Consider the following 17,568-nt stretch of genomic DNA (forward strand, 5'->3'; position numbering starts at 1 on the left):
TATGTTTATTGGTCGCCACAAAGTTGATGGAAATGCCTGTGTGATGGGAATCTTGAATGTTACACCAGATTCTTTTTCAGATGGAGGGTTTTATCAATCCATTGATGAACAACTTAAACAAGTTGAAAAAATGATTGCCGAAGGTGTTAAAATTATAGACGTTGGTGGGGAATCAACTAGACCTGGTGCAGAATTTGTACCAGCTGAAGTTGAAATTGCAAGGGTTGTTCCAATTATTAGAGCAATCAAAAAACGATTTGATATTTTAATTAGCATTGACACCTATAAAACAATAACTGCAAAAGCAGCATTAGAAGCAGGAGCAGATATTCTAAATGATGTTTGGGCTGGTTTGTATGATGACGATATGTTTGCATTAGCAGCAGAAAAAGATGTTCCTATTATGATAATGCATAACCAAAAACATGAAGGTTATAAAAATGTGACTCAAGACGTTTGTCAGTTTTTAGACAAACGTGCAAAAGTTGCACTAGAAGCTGGTGTCAAAAAAGAAAATATCTGGGTTGATCCAGGATTTGGTTTTGCTAAAAATGAAGAAGATAATATTCAGTTGCTTCGCGAATTGGAAAAAGTTACGAATTTGGGTTATCCTGTGTTGTTTGGTATTTCAAGAAAACGTACGGTTAATTATCTTTTAGGTGGAAATCGTCAGCCATTAGATAGAGATTTGGGAACAGCTGCACTAAGTGCTTATGCCATTTCTAAAGGATGTCAAATTGTACGTGTTCACAATGTTGAACTGAATGTTGACATGGTTAATGTCATTAGCCAAATAATGAAGGAGAAATAATGGACCATATTTTATTAGAAGGATGTCGCTTTTACGGGTATCATGGTGCATTATCTGAGGAAAATAAGCTTGGTCAAATTTTTGTCATTGATTTAGATTTAACTGTTGATTTAAAAGCGGCTTCCATTTCAGATGATGTTGAAGATACTGTTCACTATGGTGAAGTTTTTGAAACCGTTAGACACATTACAGAAGAAAAACAATATCATCTTTTAGAAAAATTAGCAGCAACAATTTGTGATCGCTTATTCTCACAATTTTTAAAAATTGAATCAATAAATATAAAAATTAGAAAAGAAAATCCACCTATTGCAGGACATTATGATAGTGTAGGAATTGCCTTGGAGAGAACAAGATGACGATAGTTTATTTAGGTTTAGGTTCAAATCTTGGTAATAAAGAATATTATTTAAAATCTGCCTTAGACCAAATTGCTGGATTGCCAAAGACCCATTTAAAACTCATTTCCCCCTTTTATGTTACTGAGGCTTGGGGGAAAACGGATCAAGATGATTTTCTCAATTTAGTCTGTCAAATCCAAACAGAATTGAATGCACTAGAGTTACTAGAGTACTGTCAAAAAATTGAAGTTGATCTTGATCGCGTTCGTCATGAAAAGTGGGGTCCTCGTACTATTGATATTGATATCTTACTATTTGGTAATGAACTAATATCTAAACCTACTTTGAAAGTACCACATCCTTTTATGACTGAAAGAGCATTTGTTTTAGTGCCATTATCTGATATTGCACCGCATGATTTACAAATCAAAGGGATTCCTTTATATCAGTTTTTAGAAAAAATTGATTCGTCAACTGTAAAGCGAAAAGAATAAAACCATTACATTTATCTTGTAATGGTTTTTAAGTCGTTTTTATAAGGAATAGTTTGTCGAAAATGGTATTATTCAATACCAAATCTACCATTGAGATACCATGTTGGTAATTTATAAGGTCTTTCCCAAGTATCGTATTTATGATCATAACCATCTTCGTTAATTTGTCCAGAAGGTAATGTTTCATATTGATCATCACTAGCATCATACCAGTTTGGAAGTTTATAAGGTCTTTCCCAGTTATCAAACTGATGATCATAACCCCAGTCATTTTCCTCGGCCTGTGTTGTCTTTGTGGCTAATCCAAGGAAGGCAATAGCAAGTAACCCTGTTGCTACAAGTTTTGATAATGATTTCATTTCATCTCTCCTTTTATAGTAATTTTTTTAATTCTATTGTATTAATCAAATAAAACAAAAGAACAACAATCATTATACGGATTAACCTTTTGTGTGTCAATCCTATTTTTCCTAAAATTTATCATAAATAATATGACAATTTCATAAAATATTTATATATTAATGACAAGTCAAATAGAATGGTCCATATGATGGCTTTTATATGTATTTGTTTTTTCAGAAAATTTTGTATAACTGCAAACTTAAATAAAGATTTTTTCAAAATAATTGTTAAAAAGATGAAGGACTTTATCGTTATTTGTTCTAAATTTTGATATAATATTTACGGCTTTGTGCTAAAACGAAAAGAATAAGAAGAGAAAAAAATGACATACTTAAATGATTCCCTAAATGGTATTGATATCAGGGAAAATGAACCCTTAAAAAATTATACTTATACTAAAGTTGGAGGCCCAGCAGATTTTTTGGCATTTCCAAGAAATCGATTTGAGCTTGTGAGATTAGTAAAATATGCTAATCAAAATGATATTCCTTGGATGGTACTTGGTAATGCAAGTAATCTCATTGTTCGTGATGGTGGCATTCGTGGCTTTGTGATTATGTTTGATAAATTAAATACTGTCAAAGTTAATGGGTATACTATTGAGGCAGAAGCTGGAGCAAATTTAATTGAAACTACCCGTGTTGCCAGATTTAATAGTTTAAGTGGTTTTGAATTTGCATGTGGTATTCCTGGAAGTGTTGGTGGTGCAGTTTACATGAACGCAGGAGCTTACGGTGGGGAAATTGCTCATATTTTGTTATCTGCTCAAGTATTGACACCTGAAGGAGACATAAAAACCATTCAAGCCAGAGATATGGCATTTGGTTATCGTCATTCTGTTATTCAATCCACTGGAGATGTTGTTATTTCAGCAAAATTTGCTCTCAGACCTGGTAATTATGATCAAATTACGCAAGAGATGAAACGCTTAAATCATCTTCGTCAATTAAAACAACCTCTTGAGTATCCTTCATGTGGTTCTGTTTTTAAGAGACCAGTGGGACATTTTGCTGGGCAGTTGATTATGGAATCACAATTAAAAGGCCATCGAATTGGTGGTGTTGAAGTTTCAGAAAAGCATGCTGGCTTTATGATTAATGTCGATAATGGAACAGCAAATGACTATGAACAATTAATTGTACATGTTATAAAAACAGTCGAAACTAACTCTGGAATTCGTCTAGAGCCAGAAGTTAGAATTATTGGTGAAAAATAAGTTGGAGGAAAGCAATAGTGAGCCAACCCATTATTGAATTTAGAAATATTAGTAAGACTTTTGATGATAGCGGTACCAAAGTTTTAAATAATATTAATTTTGAACTAGAAGAAGGAAAATTCTATACATTACTTGGAGCATCAGGTTCTGGGAAATCAACCATTTTAAATATTATTGCGGGTCTCTTAGAAGCGACTTCTGGTGATGTCTTACTAGATGGTAAACGCATCAATGATGTTCCCATTAATAAAAGAGATATTCATACCGTTTTTCAAAATTATGCTCTTTTTCCGCATATGACTGTTTTTGAAAACGTGGCTTTTTCTCTAAAATTGAAAAAAATCAATAAACATGAGATTAAAAATCGAGTTGAAGAAGCCTTGAAAATGGTTCAATTAGAAGGCTATGGGCAACGATCAATTCAAAAACTTTCTGGTGGACAAAGACAACGTGTTGCTATTGCACGAGCCATTATAAATCAACCTAAAGTGGTTCTATTAGATGAACCTCTTTCAGCATTGGATCTAAAATTACGAACAGAAATGCAGTATGAATTAAGAGAACTGCAACAACGTCTTGGAATTACTTTTGTTTTTGTAACACACGATCAAGAAGAAGCATTAGCTATGAGTGATTGGATTTTTGTTATGAATGACGGTGAGATAGTTCAATCAGGAACACCAGTTGATATTTATGATGAACCTATCAATCATTTTGTTGCCAATTTTATTGGAGAGTCAAATATCCTTAATGGCAAAATGATCGAAGATTACTTGGTTGAATTTAATGGCAAACGTTTTGAATCTGTTGATGGTGGAATGAGACCAAATGAAAGTGTTGAAGTTGTTATTAGACCAGAAGATTTGCAGATTACGTTACCAGAAGAAGGTAAACTACAAGTTAAAGTCGATACACAACTTTTTAGAGGGGTACATTATGAAATTATCGCTTATGATGATTTAGGCAATGAATGGATGATTCATTCAACACGCAAAGCCATAGAAGGTGAAGTGATTGGATTAGATTTCACACCTGAAGATATTCATATCATGAGGTTAAATGAAACAGAAGAAGAGTTTGATGCCAGAATTGAGGAATATGTTGATACTGAAGATCATGAAGACGGATTGATCAATTATATAGAGGAGGAAAGAAATGAAGAAAACCTCTAATCTGTTTTCAATTCCTTATATTTTATGGATCTTTTTCTTTGTTGTCGCACCAGTTGCCCTTTTAATTTTTAAATCTTTTTTCAATATTCAAGGACAATTGACATTCAGTAATTATCAGGTGTTCTTTAGTTCATTTACTTATTTAAAAATGAGCTTCAATTCAATATTATATGCCGGCATAATTACTCTTGTGACACTTTGTGTTGCTTATCCAACAGCTTTGTTTTTGAGACAATTAAAGCATAAACAACTTTGGTTAATGTTAATTATTTTACCAACTTGGGTCAATTTACTTTTGAAAGCATATGCTTTTATGGGAATATTTGGTCAAGAAGGAAGTTTTAATCATTTTTTGACATTTATGGGAATTGGTCCAAAACAGCTTTTGTTTACGGATTTCTCTTTCATTTTTGTGGCTGCTTATATTGAGTTGCCTTTTATGATTTTACCTATTTTCAATGCTTTGGATAATATTGATGATAATATTATTAATGCAAGTAGAGATTTAGGTGCTAATGAACTTCAAACATTTTCAAAAGTTATTTTTCCATTATCGATGAATGGGGTTAGAAGTGGTGTTCAGTCAGTTTTTATACCTAGTCTTAGCTTGTTTATGTTAACACGATTAATTGGTGGAAATCGCGTTATTACCTTAGGAACAGCTATTGAACAACATTTTTTGACAACTCAAAACTGGGGAATGGGGTCAACTATCGGTGTCGTTTTAATTCTTGCAATGGTACTAACAATGTGGTTAACAAAGGAGAGAAGTAAATGAAGAAATTTGCCAATATTTATTTAGCCATTGTTTTTGCTCTCCTTTATATCCCTATCTTTTATTTAATTTTTTATTCTTTCAATAAAGGTGGCGATATGAACCACTTTACTGGGGTAACCTTTAGTCATTACAAAAATATGTTTTCGGATAGTCGTTTGATGATTATTCTTATGGAAACATTCATTTTAGCTTTTTTAAGTGCTTTAATTGCTACCATTATTGGAACATTTGGTGCTATATTTATTCATCAATCTAATAAAAAATTTCAAACAGCTGCTTTATCAGCCAATAATGTATTAATGGTTTCACCAGATGTTATGATTGGTGCGTCTTTTCTTATTTTATTCACAATGTTGAAATTTCCTCTTGGCATGTTATCCGTCTTGCTTAGTCATATTGCATTTTCTATTCCCATAGTGGTTCTTATGGTTTTACCAAGATTAAAAGAAATGAACGAGGATATGATTAATGCTGCCTTTGATTTAGGTGCCAATCAATTTCAGATGTTAAAAGAAGTAATGCTACCTTATTTGACTCCAGGAATTATTGCAGGATATTTTATGGCATTTACCTATTCCTTAGATGATTTTGCAGTTACTTTCTTCTTAACAGGTAATGGTTTTACAACGTTATCAGTTGAGATATACTCACGCGCAAGACAAGGTATTTCTTTAGAAATTAATGCACTTTCGACGATAGTATTTTTATTTTCTATTTTATTAGTGATAGGTTATTATTTCATTTCTCAAGATAAGGAGGAACGAAATGCGTAAATTGTATTCTTTTTTTGCAGGGATTACCATAGTTATTCTTTTCTTAACTATGATAACAGTTGTTACGAAAAAACAGTCTGGTAGTTCTGCACAGTCCGATAAACTTGTTATCTATAATTGGGGGGATTATATTGATCCCGACTTATTAACAAAGTTTACAAAAGAAACAGGTATTCAAGTTCAATATGAAACATTTGATTCTAACGAAGCCATGTATACCAAAATAAAACAAGGTGGAACTACCTACGATATTGCAGTTCCAAGTGACTACACCATTGATAAAATGAAAAAAGCCAACTTACTCTATAAATTGGATAAATCAAAAATCAAAGGTCTATCAAATATTAGTCCAGAATTTTTGGGTAAAAGCTTTGACCTTAACAATGACTATTCTATCCCCTACTTTTGGGGAACTGTAGGAATTGTTTACAATGATCAATTAGTCAAAAATCCTCCAAAACATTGGATTGATTTATGGAATAGTGAGTATAAGAATCAAATTATGCTTGTTGATGGTGCTAGAGAAATAATGGGGATTGGTTTAAATACTTATGGCTACAGTTTAAATACCAAGAACCAAGCTGAATTAATCAAAGTTGAAAAACGCCTTCAAGGTTTGACTCCCAATGTTAAAGCAATTGTTGCTGATGAAATGAAAGGTTATATGATTCAAGGAGATGCTGCTATAGGTGTCACCTTCTCTGGCGAAGCAAGTGAAATGCTTTCGTCCAATAAACACCTTCATTATGTTTTACCACAAGAAGGGTCAAATCTATGGTTTGATAATATCGTCATTCCAAAAACAATGAAACATAAAAAAGAAGCATATGCTTTTATTAATTTTATGCTTGATCCAAAGAATGCTGCTCAGAATGCTGAGTATATTGGCTATGCAACACCAAATGAAAAAGCCAAAGAATTGCTTCCAAATGAAGTGAAGCGTGATAAAGCATTTTATCCTGATCAAGAGACAATAAAACACTTAGAAGTATATGATAATCTTGGTGATAAGTGGTTGGGTATATATAATGACCTGTATTTACAATTTAAGATGTATCGAAAATAATAGTTTAAATCTCTATCCTTAAAAGTTAGAGATTTTTAAGTGTCTTTAAAATGTGCTAGAAAGTTACTGATTTCTTTGATACAATGGAAGGTAACAGAAAGTGTGAGGTTAGATGGAAAATCATAGAAATGAATTTACTTTTTCAAGACAAAATATTTTAGGTTTCGTTTGGACAGGACTCTTGGTTGGTCTTGTCTCTGGAACAGTTGTGAGTTTATTTAGGTTATCAATTGAAAAAATATTTGAAAGAGTTGTTGAGATTTATCATCAATCCCATCACAATCATTGGCTTTTATTACTAATCATTTTTGTTAGTTTAATTTTTGCTTTTATTATTGGATTTCTTGTAAAATCAGAACCTGATATAAAAGGATCAGGTATTCCTCATGTTGAAGGGGAATTAAAAGGAATGCTTCATCCAAATTGGTGGAGTGTCTTGTGGAAAAAGTTTATTGCTGGCGTACTTGCTATTTCAATGGGATTTATGCTGGGTCGCGAAGGTCCTAGTATTCAATTAGGTTCTATGTCAGCCAAAGGCTTATCAAAATGGCTTAAATCAAGTAGGGTTGAAAAACGAGTTCTCATTGCAAGTGGTGCTGCGGCAGGACTTTCAGCAGCTTTTAATGCTCCGATAGCAGGACTTTTATTTGTTGTTGAAGAAGTTTATCATCATTTTTCAAGATTGGTATGGATTTCAGCTTTAGTTGCCAGTTTAGTTGCTAATTTTATTTCTTTAAATATTTTTGGTCTCCATCCCGTTTTAGGATTTCCAAATCATTTAACATCTCTTGGTTTATACCAATATTGGATTTTACCAGTTATGGGAATTTTCCTAGGACTTTTGGGATATTATTATGAAGTCATTATTTTAAGAATTCAATGGGTTTATCAAAAACTTGAAGGTATTTTTAGATTACCTCAGTATTTAAATGTTATTTATTTAGTGTTTGCTATTTTACCAATAGGTTATTATGCGCCTCAATTATTAGGTGGTGGTAATGGACTTATCATATCGATGGCTGGAAAATCACCAACTTTACTGGTTGCCCTAACTTATTTTATCATCCGATTTATTTGGAGTATGTTGTGCTACGGTTCTGGTCTTCCTGGTGGTATATTCTTACCTATATTGACCTTAGGCTCATTAGCTGGTTTATGCTTTGGTCTTTTATTTGAAAATCTTCATCTCATTTCACATGATTTGATTCCTCTATTTATCGTTCTAGGTATGTCTGGTTATTTTGGAGCTATTTCCAAAGCTCCTCTTACTGGTATGATTTTAGTCACTGAAATGGTTGGTGATATGAGACAATTAATGAGTATAGGTGTTGTCACTTTATTTGCATATATTATTATGGATTTTCTAAAAGGCGAACCAATTTACGAAGCTATGCTCTCAAAAATGAGTTTATCAAAACCCAAAGAACTTATTGAACCAACACTTATTGAATTAACAGTATCTGATAAAATAGCTGGAAAAAAAGTCAGAGATTTACACTTACCTCATAATGCTCTTATAACAACTCAAATGTCTGGGAAACACTCTGAATTAGTATCTGGTAATACGATTCTTAGGTCTGGTGAAACAATCTTTTTAGTCGTCAATGAACCGGATATTGCTAAAATCAGAGCATATTTTATGGAAACTTAAAAAGACAGAATTTATCATAATAATTTGGCTAACCTCCAATATTTTGATATGATAGAAACAGGTTTTGTTGCAAGAATAGTAGGTATCGATATGATAATTGATAAAGTTTATAACAATAATATTGTTCAATTAATAGGTGAGAACAAAGAAGAAATTATAGCAATGGGAAGAGGTATTGGTTTTCAAAAAAAACCAGGTCAAAGTATTGACGATACACAAGTTGAGAAATGGTTTGTACCTCAAAATCAAAAAGTTTCTGATGATATATCGACAGTATATAGTGATCTTAGTGAGCAAGAAGTCGAAGCTGTTTTAGCCATTATTCAATTGGGTCAAAAAGAACTAGAGATGACATTTGATGCGGCACTTTATATTGCATTAGCTGATCATATTCATTATACAATTGAGAGAATCCAAGATGGTTTTAGTATTAATAACCCTTTATCCTGGGAAATTAGAAAATTTTATCCAAAGGAATACACGGTTGGTCAAAAAGCTCTTGATATTATTAAGGATAAATTGAATATCAATTTACCATCAGATGAAGGTTCTTCTATTGCACTACATCTAATCAATGCCCAAAAAGATTCAGGTATGGTTGAAAAGAATTGAAAAATGGCTAGTTTAGTTATCGCTATTTTAGATATTGTAAGATTGTACTATGGTAAACATTTTGATGAAGATAGTGTGTCTTATAATCGCTTTGTAAAGCATCTTCAGTATTTTGCTCAACGAGTTTTAAATGGACAAGTTCAAGGAAGTAACGATAGTTTTTTATTTGAACAAGTGAAGTTAAATTACCCTGAAGCATATAAATGCACTGAGAAGATTAAGGACTATTTACGTACGACATTTGATTTTAAAATGAGCAGTGATGAACAGGTCTATTTGACTATTCATATTCAACGACTATACAATAGTAATTAAAAAAGTCCCTTTTTAAAGGGACTTTTTTAATTTTTAGGATTTATCAGTGTCATACTCTCTTTAGGCTTTGAATAATTAAGTCGGTATTGACTAGGTGTCATATTGTAGTAGCGTTTAAATTGTCGATTAAAATTGGATAGATTGTTAAATCCAATTTTATTAGCAATTTCTAAAATAGGAGAAGTAGAATTGATGAGAAGTTCACATGCTTTAGATAATCTTACCTTGATAACAAATTCGGTACAAGAAGTGCCAGTGTGTTGTTTAAACACAGTCATAAAGTGCGTTTTACTATAACCAATGAAATCTGCAAGTTTTTCAATAGATAAGTCACTTTCGTAATTATTATTAATAAAATCAATTAATTCTCTGATCTTTTCATTTTTACGATAAACATCTTCAGTACTCTTTTTAATGACGTATTTATAATAATAAAGGTAGTACATCAACTCATTTATCTTGGATTTTAGAAGTAATTCAAAATGCCTACCTTCCTTTTTACTGAGATCAAAAATTTGGAAGAGACACTTTTTAATCTCATCATAGCCCTCCATATCAGACGTAATGCGGTAAATGAACTTGTAATAACTATTTTGTAGAGGTTGTAAATAACGTAAACTAACTTGGTCAATAATTGAAGCCCCAATCATATCAAGATGGAATTGAAACGTTTCCATATGATGCTCTTGACTACCAATCGGATGTATGGAATGCATGCCATTAGGTCTTACGAGAATGATATCGCCTTTTTGACTATTAAAAAAATCATAATCTATATGGAAACGTGCACTCCCTTCATGAATAAAGTTAATTTCTAATTCAGGATGCCAATGAAATAAAATATCTGGACTTCCATTTGAAACAATAGTATTGAAATAATGATATGGTAATAAATGATTATTTTCGTTCAAAACATCTTGTTTAAAAGGATTTTGCTTTAATTTCAAAATAAACCACCTCTACTTATTTTCCTATAATAGTATTATATCAAAGTCCTATTGCTAAAGCTCTCATAAGTTTTTGATTTGACAATATGTAATATAAATGTAACAATTGAAATATAAAAGACATAATTAACTTTAATATGTCACAATGGACTATTACAATTCAGAAGTTTTAGGAAAAGGAGATTACCATGAAACGTTATCACAAACAAATCTTATTGTGTGCTTCAGTTATTGCTGCAGCTTCATTTAGCCATAGTGTTTTTGCTGATCAAGAGAGTGTTTCTACGACACAAGATTCAATTGAGACAAACCAAGCAGATCTAGTAGTTAATTCTAGCCAAGAACTTAATGGTAAAAGTGATGAGTTGACTCAAGAAAGCTCAATGAGTAATGAGGCTATGGAAAATTCTTCAGATCTGACAGCATCATCGATAACAAATAATGATAAAGTGACCGACGAGGTACCAGATGATAACCAAACGACTGATTACAATACAGATGTGGAAAGTCAACCTCAGACAAATACTAATCAAGAAATCAAGACTAATGACTCTAATAGTGAAGTAAACTTAGATAATAAAGTCAAAGTGACTTCTCAAATTACAGGAACTCAAGTTTCTATTAATCAATTTGAGCCAGATAAAGGACAATTTGATGTGACTGTAGATTCTAGCCAATCACACGAAAACATTGAACATATTGCTGTTGCAGTTTGGTCTGAAAATAGTGGTCAAGATGATTTAAAATGGTATCAAACTTCTCAAGTTGAGAACCAAAAAGCTGTCGTCAGCGTTGATACTAAAAACCATCAATATGATATCGGTGTATACAATATCCATGCTTATATTACTTATTTGGACGGCCAAAAAGAAGGTATTGCACTTAAACCAATTGAAATACCTCTTGTAAAACCTGATATTACCATCAATGAGAACACAGTTACCATTAATTATAAAAGACCAGCACCTAATGGATCAAAATATGAAACAGCTATATGGTCAACAGAAAATGACCAAGATGACCTTAGATGGTACAAAACTGACGGTAAGAAGATATTATCTATTGATCGTAGACTGCATAAAGGAAATACTTATAGGATTGATAGTTACATCTCTAAAAACAACACATTAAAAGGATTTGATAGTCAGATTGTATCAGTTAAAAAAGAAGCCGTAAAAGAAGATGTAGCTAAAGAACCTTCAACTGAAGTTATTAGAAATGAAAATAACTACCAAGTTCTCATCAAAGAGGTTAATGATACTTTTGAACCGGTAACATTAGCTCTTAAATCAAGTTCTGATGATTCTGATTTGAAGTGGTATAATGCTTCCAAATTACAAAATGGAAACTATCAAGTTACTATAAATGATTCAGATTTTTCAAATAGTCAAAATCTTGAAGCAACAATTTATGGAATGTCAACTAATGGTAATATGACGAAGTTGAAGACTGTTATGTTAAGAGCTAATTCTGAAAGACCAAAAGAGCCGCAAATAAAGATGGAAAAAGAACAAGATGGCTCATATTTTCTTTCATTTAACAATATTCCTTCAGATTATCAAAAATTAAAAATAGCAGTTTGGTCAGAAAAAAATGGTCAAGATGATTTAAATTGGCTCGATGCAAAGCAAGTCACAGATAATCAATATCAATTATACTTGTCATCGTCATTATTACATGAAGAAGGAAACTACTTTTTACATGTTTATGGACAACAAGCAAACGGTAATATGATTGGACTTTTTGCAAAAGAAATCTCAAAACAAACTGTTAATCGTAATGATATTATTCTGAATCAGTTCTATAATAATGATTTAAATTCAGACGATAAGGCTAAATTACTATTTCCACTTGCGAGTGAAACTTCTAAAACAAAAACATCTACTGGAAATACTTATATAGCAGGATATGATGCTTGGTATATTTATAATCGCTTTTCTGAAACTGGTGAAACCTTATCAACCTCATTAGGAAATGCAAAAGATTGGTTACAAAATGCTCAAAAAGAAGGCTATGAAACAGGAACTATAGCCAAAGTTGACTCTATTGTGACTTTTGATCCTAATGTGGATGGAGCAAGTAGCGATGGTCATGTTGCTTTTGTTGAACATGTCAATAGTGATGGTTCCTTTATTATTAGCGAATTAGCAACACCAAATCGTTACAATTATAATATAAGAATGATTAAGCCAAAATCAGGAATTAACTTCATTTATCGAAAAAATGCAATTGATAAAGTTACTTCTAATGATGATAATCCAATCAAACCAGTTGATTCAAAAAAGGGTGATATCAAATTAAGTCAATTTTACAATAGTCAATTAACTGAAGAACAACAAGCAATCTTAACTTATCAAAGTCCTAGTCAAAAAGCATTAAAAGAAGGTTTTGATGGCAATCAGTATACTAAAGGTTATGCGACATGGTACGTCTATAACCGTGCTGTTGAAACTGGTCATAAAGTACCTTCAAATTTAGGAAATGCTGAAGAATGGGCAAAAAATGCTTCCAATCAAGGAATAAAAGTTGATGATCATCCTCAAGTTGGAGATATGGTCCAATTTGATCCAGGAGTTGCTTATGCTAGTCAGCAAGGTCATGTCGCTTTCGTGGAATATGTCAATAGTGATGGTAGTTTTCTTATCAGTGAAATGGCCACTCCACAAGCATATCAACTCAATTGGAGAGTGTTAAAAGCTCAGTCTGGTATGCATTTTATACACCTTTAATCTATAACCTCTGCCTTTGCAGAGGTTATTTCATATGATAATATTACTTTTTAAAAGGATAAAAGAAGCTATCGTAAAAAAATTTACCTATACTAATTTTAGAAATGTATTATTAATTGAAAAACACTCAGTAAATCTCCATGAGTGTTTTTCAATTTGTCATAATATGATTGATTTCAAAAATTTGGTATACTAAAGGGTAAATAATGGAGGAGTAAGGTATGCTTGAAGTCATTACATCACAATTAGAAGATTACCAAAATCGAAAATTAAAACAATTTCAATTAGCAAATGAAAAAGAAGACAGACATGCTATTGTATTTACGGGTGATTCTATCATTGAGTATTATTTAATCCGTAAATATCTAGGAAGGCATAAACACCTGATTAATCGAGGAATAGCTGGAACATATACGGAATGGCTAATAAATCACATCGATGTACAAGTTACAGATTTGCTGCCTGAAAAAGTTTTTATTCAAATTGGGACTAATGATATTGGTCTTGGCTTCTCGGAAAAAGATATTGTTAATCATATCAAAACAGTAATTGACATAATTAAAGAAAAAATACCAGATACTGAAATTTTTTTGCTATCCTTAGCTCCCGTATCAGAATTAGAAGAATTTTCAAAAACTGTTAAAGTAAGGACAAATACGGTAATTGATCAAATCAATCTTCAATTATCAAGCATTGTTGGTGCAGAATATATTGATGTCAATACCACATTGAAAGACAATTCAAATCAACTAAAAAAAGAATTTACAGTTGATGGTCTCCATTTATCACCTCAAGGTTATCAACAAATTTCCGAAATCATAAAAGAAAAAATAGAATAACAAAACTAAACTTTAGTGTTTCAATACTAAAGTTTTTTATGATTTGATGTAAATCAAAAACATACTATAGTATAAGAAATTCAAATGATTTACAAAGTAAAATAGGTGAAATCATTTTATACTTTTTATGAGACATAAAAAAGTTAAGTGACATTATGTTAACAATAGTCTGATTACTTTTATTGTTAGTATTGTCTAGTTAAAAAAATAGTCTACAAAGATGGTTAAGAGGTAATAATATGATAAAAATGATTGCAGCCGATATGGATGGTAAATCCTTAGATGAGAATGGTGAATTTGACCGTTCACGTTTTATACAATTATTGGACCGACTGGATAAAGAAAATATTAAATTTGTTGTAGCAACAGGAAATGACATGGAACGGTTGGGTATGATGTTTGGTGATTTATGTCAAAGGCTTTATTTTGTTGCTGAAAATGGAACACATCTTTTAGAAGGTTTACAAACCCAAGTTCATCAAATGATTGATGAGCAATTGGTAAAGGACTTTTTGCGCTATTTTCAAAATCAGCATGCTCATTATTGTATTTCCTTATCAACTGAACAATCAACTTATATGCTTGAAGGAGCTCAATTTCCAGTCAGTTCTTTGAGGGCTATTACACCAGAGCAGCAAGAAATGTTTTTAGGTCGTGTCAATCGTGTCAAATCTTTTGAAAATTTTACTGAAAAGATAACAAAAATTTCCATGTTAGTTGAAGAATCAGATTGTAAAACGATTATGACTGATTTCAATCTGCACTTTAATGGTAACTTAACTGCTATTACAAGTGGATTTGGCTCAATTGACATCATTCAAACAGGTTATCACAAAGCATGGGGACTAAGTTATTTTATGGAAAAATACCATGTACTTCCAGAAGAAGTGATGACTTTTGGTGATGTCGGTAATGATATTGAGATGTTAAAATTAGCAGGTTTTTCATTTGCAATGGATAATGCGCCTTTAGAAGTGAAGCAATCTGCAAAATTCATTGCACCAAGTCATACAGATGCTGGTGTATTTCAAGTTGTAGAATCTTATCTTGATAGTTTGAAGGCATAAGTTTCAATAGTAGTCTAGTTCTTTGATACTTCTAGAGTTTAAAAATCATATTATAGTATAAGAATTTCAAATGATTTACAAAGTAAAAGGGTTACAATAAAGATATACTATTAGTGTAATTAATTTAATAATGAATGGAGTTTATAAAATGACAAAAGAATTTCCAAAAGATTTCCTTTTGGGTGGTGCAACGGCCGCTAATCAATTTGAAGGTGGCTTTGGTGAAGGAGACTTGGAAATACTTGAACGTGGAAAAGTAGATATCTATACTTTCTCATATTACATGACAAACAATATCACAACACATCAAGATGTTGAACAAGTTGCTGGGAACTTCTCTTCTGGTGCAAAAAATCCTTATCTAACCTATTCTGATTGGGGATGGGCACAGGACCCTGATGGTTTACAATATTTCCTCGAAAAAATCTATGATCGCTATGAAATTCCACTAATGGTTGTTGAAAACGGCTTAGGTGCTTTTGATACAGTGGGTGAAGATGGCGTTGTTCATGATGATTATTGTATTGATTATCATAGAGAACATGTTAAAGCTATGTCTAGAGCCATTGATAATGGTGTTGACTTAATAGCTTATACAACTTGGGGCTGTATTGATATCGTTTCAGCAGGTACTGGTGAAATGCGTAAACGGTATGGTTTCATTTATGTTGATATGGATGATGAAGGAAATGGAACTTTAGAAAGAACACCAAAAGATTCATTCTACTGGTACCAAAAAGTGATTTCTTCAAATGGTGAAGATTTAGAGTAAATGTAACAAGTTGATTTAAACTCAATAGTTACAAATAGAACAAATTAAGAGGTGTTTTGAATGTCAGAAAATAAAGCTTTCCCTAAAGGATTTTTATGGGGTGGTGCTACTGCAGCAAACCAAGTCGAAGGAGCATATGATGCTGATGGTCGTGGCTTAGCAAATGTTGATGTTGTCCCAATTGGTAAGGATCGTTTTCCAATCATTTCAGGACAAAAGAAAATGTTTGATTTTGAAGAAGGTTATTTCTATCCGGCAAAAGAATCTATTGATTTTTATCATCACTATAAAGAAGATATTGCTTTGTTCGCTGAAATGGGATTTAAGACTTATCGTATGTCAATTGGTTGGACTCGTATTTTCCCTAAAGGAGATGAGTTAGAACCAAATGAAGCAGGACTTCAATTTTACGAAAATGTTTTTAAAGAATGTCGTAAATATGGTATTGAACCTTTAGTAACCATTACACATTTTGATTTCCCAATGCATTTGATTGAAGAATATGGTGGTTGGCGTAATCGTAAGGTGATTAAATTTTACGAACGACTCTGTCAAGTTATCTTTAATCGCTACAAAGGTTTAGTGAAATACTGGCTAACTTTCAATGAAATTAACATGATTCTTCATGCACCATTCATGGGAGCAGGATTGTACTTCGAGGAAGGTGAAAATCAAGAAGAAGTTAAGTATCAAGCAGCTCATCATGAATTAGTCGCCTCAGCGATAGCAACGAAAATTGCTCATGAAGTTGATCCAGAAAATAAAGTAGGCTGTATGTTGGCTGCTGGACAATATTATCCAAATACTTGTCATCCAGATGATTATTGGGCAGCAATGAAAGAAGATAGAGAAAATTATTTCTTTATTGATGTTCAAGCGCGTGGTCAATACCCAAATTATGCTAAAAAGAAATTTGAACGGGAACATTTAAACATTAAAATGACAGAAGAAGACTTGACTTTATTGAAGGAAAACACTGTTGATTTTATTTCATTCTCATACTATTCAAGCCGTGTTGCTTCTGGTGATCCAAAAGTTAATGAACAAACGGAAGGTAATATTTTTGCCTCAATTAAAAATCCGTATTTACCAGCATCTGAATGGGGTTGGCAAATTGATCCATTAGGATTACGCATTACTTTAAATACCATTTGGGACCGTTACCAAAAACCAATGTTTATCGTCGAAAATGGTTTAGGTGCAGTTGATACTCCTGATGAAAATAGCTACGTTGAAGATGATTATCGCATTGACTACCTAAGAGCCCACGTTAAGGCTATGAATGAAGCTATTAATGAAGATGGTGTTGAATTACTAGGTTATACTACCTGGGGACCAATTGACTTAGTGTCAGCTGGCACTGGTGAAATGAAAAAACGTTATGGATTTATCTACGTTGACCGTGATAATGATGGTAATGGGTCACTAAAACGTTCTAAGAAAAAATCATTTGATTGGTACAAAAAAGTTATTGCAAGTAATGGTACTGATATTGATTAACCAAAAAAGCCTAGTTTATTCTAGGATTTTTAGAATTAGATATTCTAAGTATGTTATTTTCATTTTTTAGTGTATAATAAGAC

15 protein-coding genes and 2 pseudogenes are annotated in these 17,568 nt (G+C 32.1%); 15 read left to right on the forward strand and 2 right to left on the reverse strand.

What is annotated here, in order from left to right; all coding sequences use genetic code 11:
* The first annotated feature begins 1 nt into the window (after nucleotide 1).
* From folP to folK, 3 genes are read left to right on the forward strand one after another with little or no spacing between them, the layout of a single operon-like run.
* Nucleotides 2-811, forward strand: coding sequence for a dihydropteroate synthase (gene folP, locus STRUR_RS05005; protein WP_006740275.1), 810 nt, complete (start codon nucleotides 2-4; stop codon nucleotides 809-811).
* Nucleotides 811-1,170 (forward strand): dihydroneopterin aldolase, encoded by a 360-nt coding sequence (folB, locus tag STRUR_RS05010; RefSeq protein ID WP_006738608.1) that lies wholly within the window; start codon nucleotides 811-813, stop codon nucleotides 1,168-1,170. Before folP ends, folB begins: the two co-directional genes overlap by 1 nt.
* On the forward strand, nucleotides 1,167-1,646 hold the full coding sequence (gene folK / locus STRUR_RS05015) for a 2-amino-4-hydroxy-6-hydroxymethyldihydropteridine diphosphokinase (RefSeq protein WP_006739025.1): 480 nt from the start codon (nucleotides 1,167-1,169) through the stop codon (nucleotides 1,644-1,646). Before folB ends, folK begins: the two co-directional genes overlap by 4 nt.
* A gap of 68 nt (nucleotides 1,647-1,714) precedes the next feature.
* Here folK and STRUR_RS05020 read toward each other — a convergent pair whose 3' ends face one another.
* Nucleotides 1,715-2,005, reverse strand: coding sequence for a hypothetical protein (locus tag STRUR_RS05020; RefSeq protein WP_006739489.1), 291 nt, complete (start codon nucleotides 2,003-2,005; stop codon nucleotides 1,715-1,717).
* 365 nt (nucleotides 2,006-2,370) lie between these two features.
* Between STRUR_RS05020 and murB the strand changes: the two genes are divergently transcribed.
* The 7 genes and pseudogenes from murB (at nucleotide 2,371) to licT (ending at nucleotide 9,631) form a co-directional block, all read left to right on the forward strand.
* The gene (gene murB, locus STRUR_RS05025; protein ID WP_006739669.1) at nucleotides 2,371-3,264 is read left to right on the forward strand and encodes a UDP-N-acetylmuramate dehydrogenase; all 894 of its coding nucleotides are present in this window, start codon (nucleotides 2,371-2,373) and stop codon (nucleotides 3,262-3,264) included.
* Between the two features lie 17 nt (nucleotides 3,265-3,281).
* Nucleotides 3,282-4,436, forward strand: a complete 1,155-nt coding sequence (locus tag STRUR_RS05030) for an ABC transporter ATP-binding protein (RefSeq protein ID WP_006740133.1) — start codon at nucleotides 3,282-3,284, stop codon at nucleotides 4,434-4,436.
* Nucleotides 4,420-5,214 (forward strand): ABC transporter permease, encoded by a 795-nt coding sequence (locus tag STRUR_RS05035; protein ID WP_006740459.1) that lies wholly within the window; start codon nucleotides 4,420-4,422, stop codon nucleotides 5,212-5,214. Before STRUR_RS05030 ends, STRUR_RS05035 begins: the two co-directional genes overlap by 17 nt.
* On the forward strand, nucleotides 5,211-5,987 hold the full coding sequence (locus tag STRUR_RS05040) for an ABC transporter permease (protein ID WP_006740023.1): 777 nt from the start codon (nucleotides 5,211-5,213) through the stop codon (nucleotides 5,985-5,987). Before STRUR_RS05035 ends, STRUR_RS05040 begins: the two co-directional genes overlap by 4 nt.
* Entirely contained in the window at nucleotides 5,980-7,053 is a 1,074-nt protein-coding gene (locus tag STRUR_RS05045) for an ABC transporter substrate-binding protein (protein ID WP_006739987.1), read from the forward strand. The genes STRUR_RS05040 and STRUR_RS05045 overlap by 8 nt, the downstream gene beginning before the upstream one ends.
* Before the next feature lie 112 nt (nucleotides 7,054-7,165).
* Entirely contained in the window at nucleotides 7,166-8,704 is a 1,539-nt protein-coding gene (locus tag STRUR_RS05050) for a ClC family H(+)/Cl(-) exchange transporter (RefSeq protein WP_006740111.1), read from the forward strand.
* Between the two features lie 90 nt (nucleotides 8,705-8,794).
* Nucleotides 8,795-9,631: pseudogene (gene licT / locus STRUR_RS05055) on the forward strand (BglG family transcription antiterminator LicT).
* Between the two features lie 26 nt (nucleotides 9,632-9,657).
* On the opposite strand, the gene STRUR_RS05060 reads toward licT, so the two are convergent.
* On the reverse strand, nucleotides 9,658-10,578 hold the full coding sequence (locus STRUR_RS05060) for a helix-turn-helix transcriptional regulator (protein WP_006738428.1): 921 nt from the start codon (nucleotides 10,576-10,578) through the stop codon (nucleotides 9,658-9,660).
* A gap of 188 nt (nucleotides 10,579-10,766) precedes the next feature.
* Between STRUR_RS05060 and STRUR_RS05065 the strand changes: the two genes are divergently transcribed.
* The 5 genes and pseudogenes from STRUR_RS05065 to STRUR_RS05085 all read left to right on the forward strand — a co-directional run bounded on the left by STRUR_RS05065 (nucleotide 10,767) and on the right by STRUR_RS05085 (nucleotide 17,485).
* Nucleotides 10,767-13,307 (forward strand): GBS Bsp-like repeat-containing protein, encoded by a 2,541-nt coding sequence (locus STRUR_RS05065; RefSeq protein ID WP_006740263.1) that lies wholly within the window; start codon nucleotides 10,767-10,769, stop codon nucleotides 13,305-13,307.
* Between the two features lie 221 nt (nucleotides 13,308-13,528).
* Nucleotides 13,529-14,146 carry an SGNH/GDSL hydrolase family protein gene (locus STRUR_RS05070; protein WP_006739824.1) on the forward strand — a complete coding sequence of 206 codons (618 nt, stop codon included), beginning with the start codon at nucleotides 13,529-13,531 and terminating at the stop codon, nucleotides 14,144-14,146.
* A gap of 239 nt (nucleotides 14,147-14,385) precedes the next feature.
* On the forward strand, nucleotides 14,386-15,213 hold the full coding sequence (locus STRUR_RS05075; protein WP_006738695.1) for a Cof-type HAD-IIB family hydrolase: 828 nt from the start codon (nucleotides 14,386-14,388) through the stop codon (nucleotides 15,211-15,213).
* 223 nt (nucleotides 15,214-15,436) lie between these two features.
* Nucleotides 15,437-15,985 (forward strand): annotated as a pseudogene (locus STRUR_RS05080) (family 1 glycosylhydrolase); the annotation flags it as partial.
* Nucleotides 15,986-16,045: 60 nt separating this feature from the next.
* Nucleotides 16,046-17,485, forward strand: coding sequence for a 6-phospho-beta-glucosidase (locus STRUR_RS05085; protein WP_006739535.1), 1,440 nt, complete (start codon nucleotides 16,046-16,048; stop codon nucleotides 17,483-17,485).
* Nucleotides 17,486-17,568 lie beyond the last annotated feature (83 nt).

It is taken from the genome of Streptococcus urinalis 2285-97, from assembly GCF_000188055.2.
Classification (GTDB): Bacteria; Bacillota; Bacilli; order Lactobacillales; family Streptococcaceae; genus Streptococcus; species Streptococcus urinalis.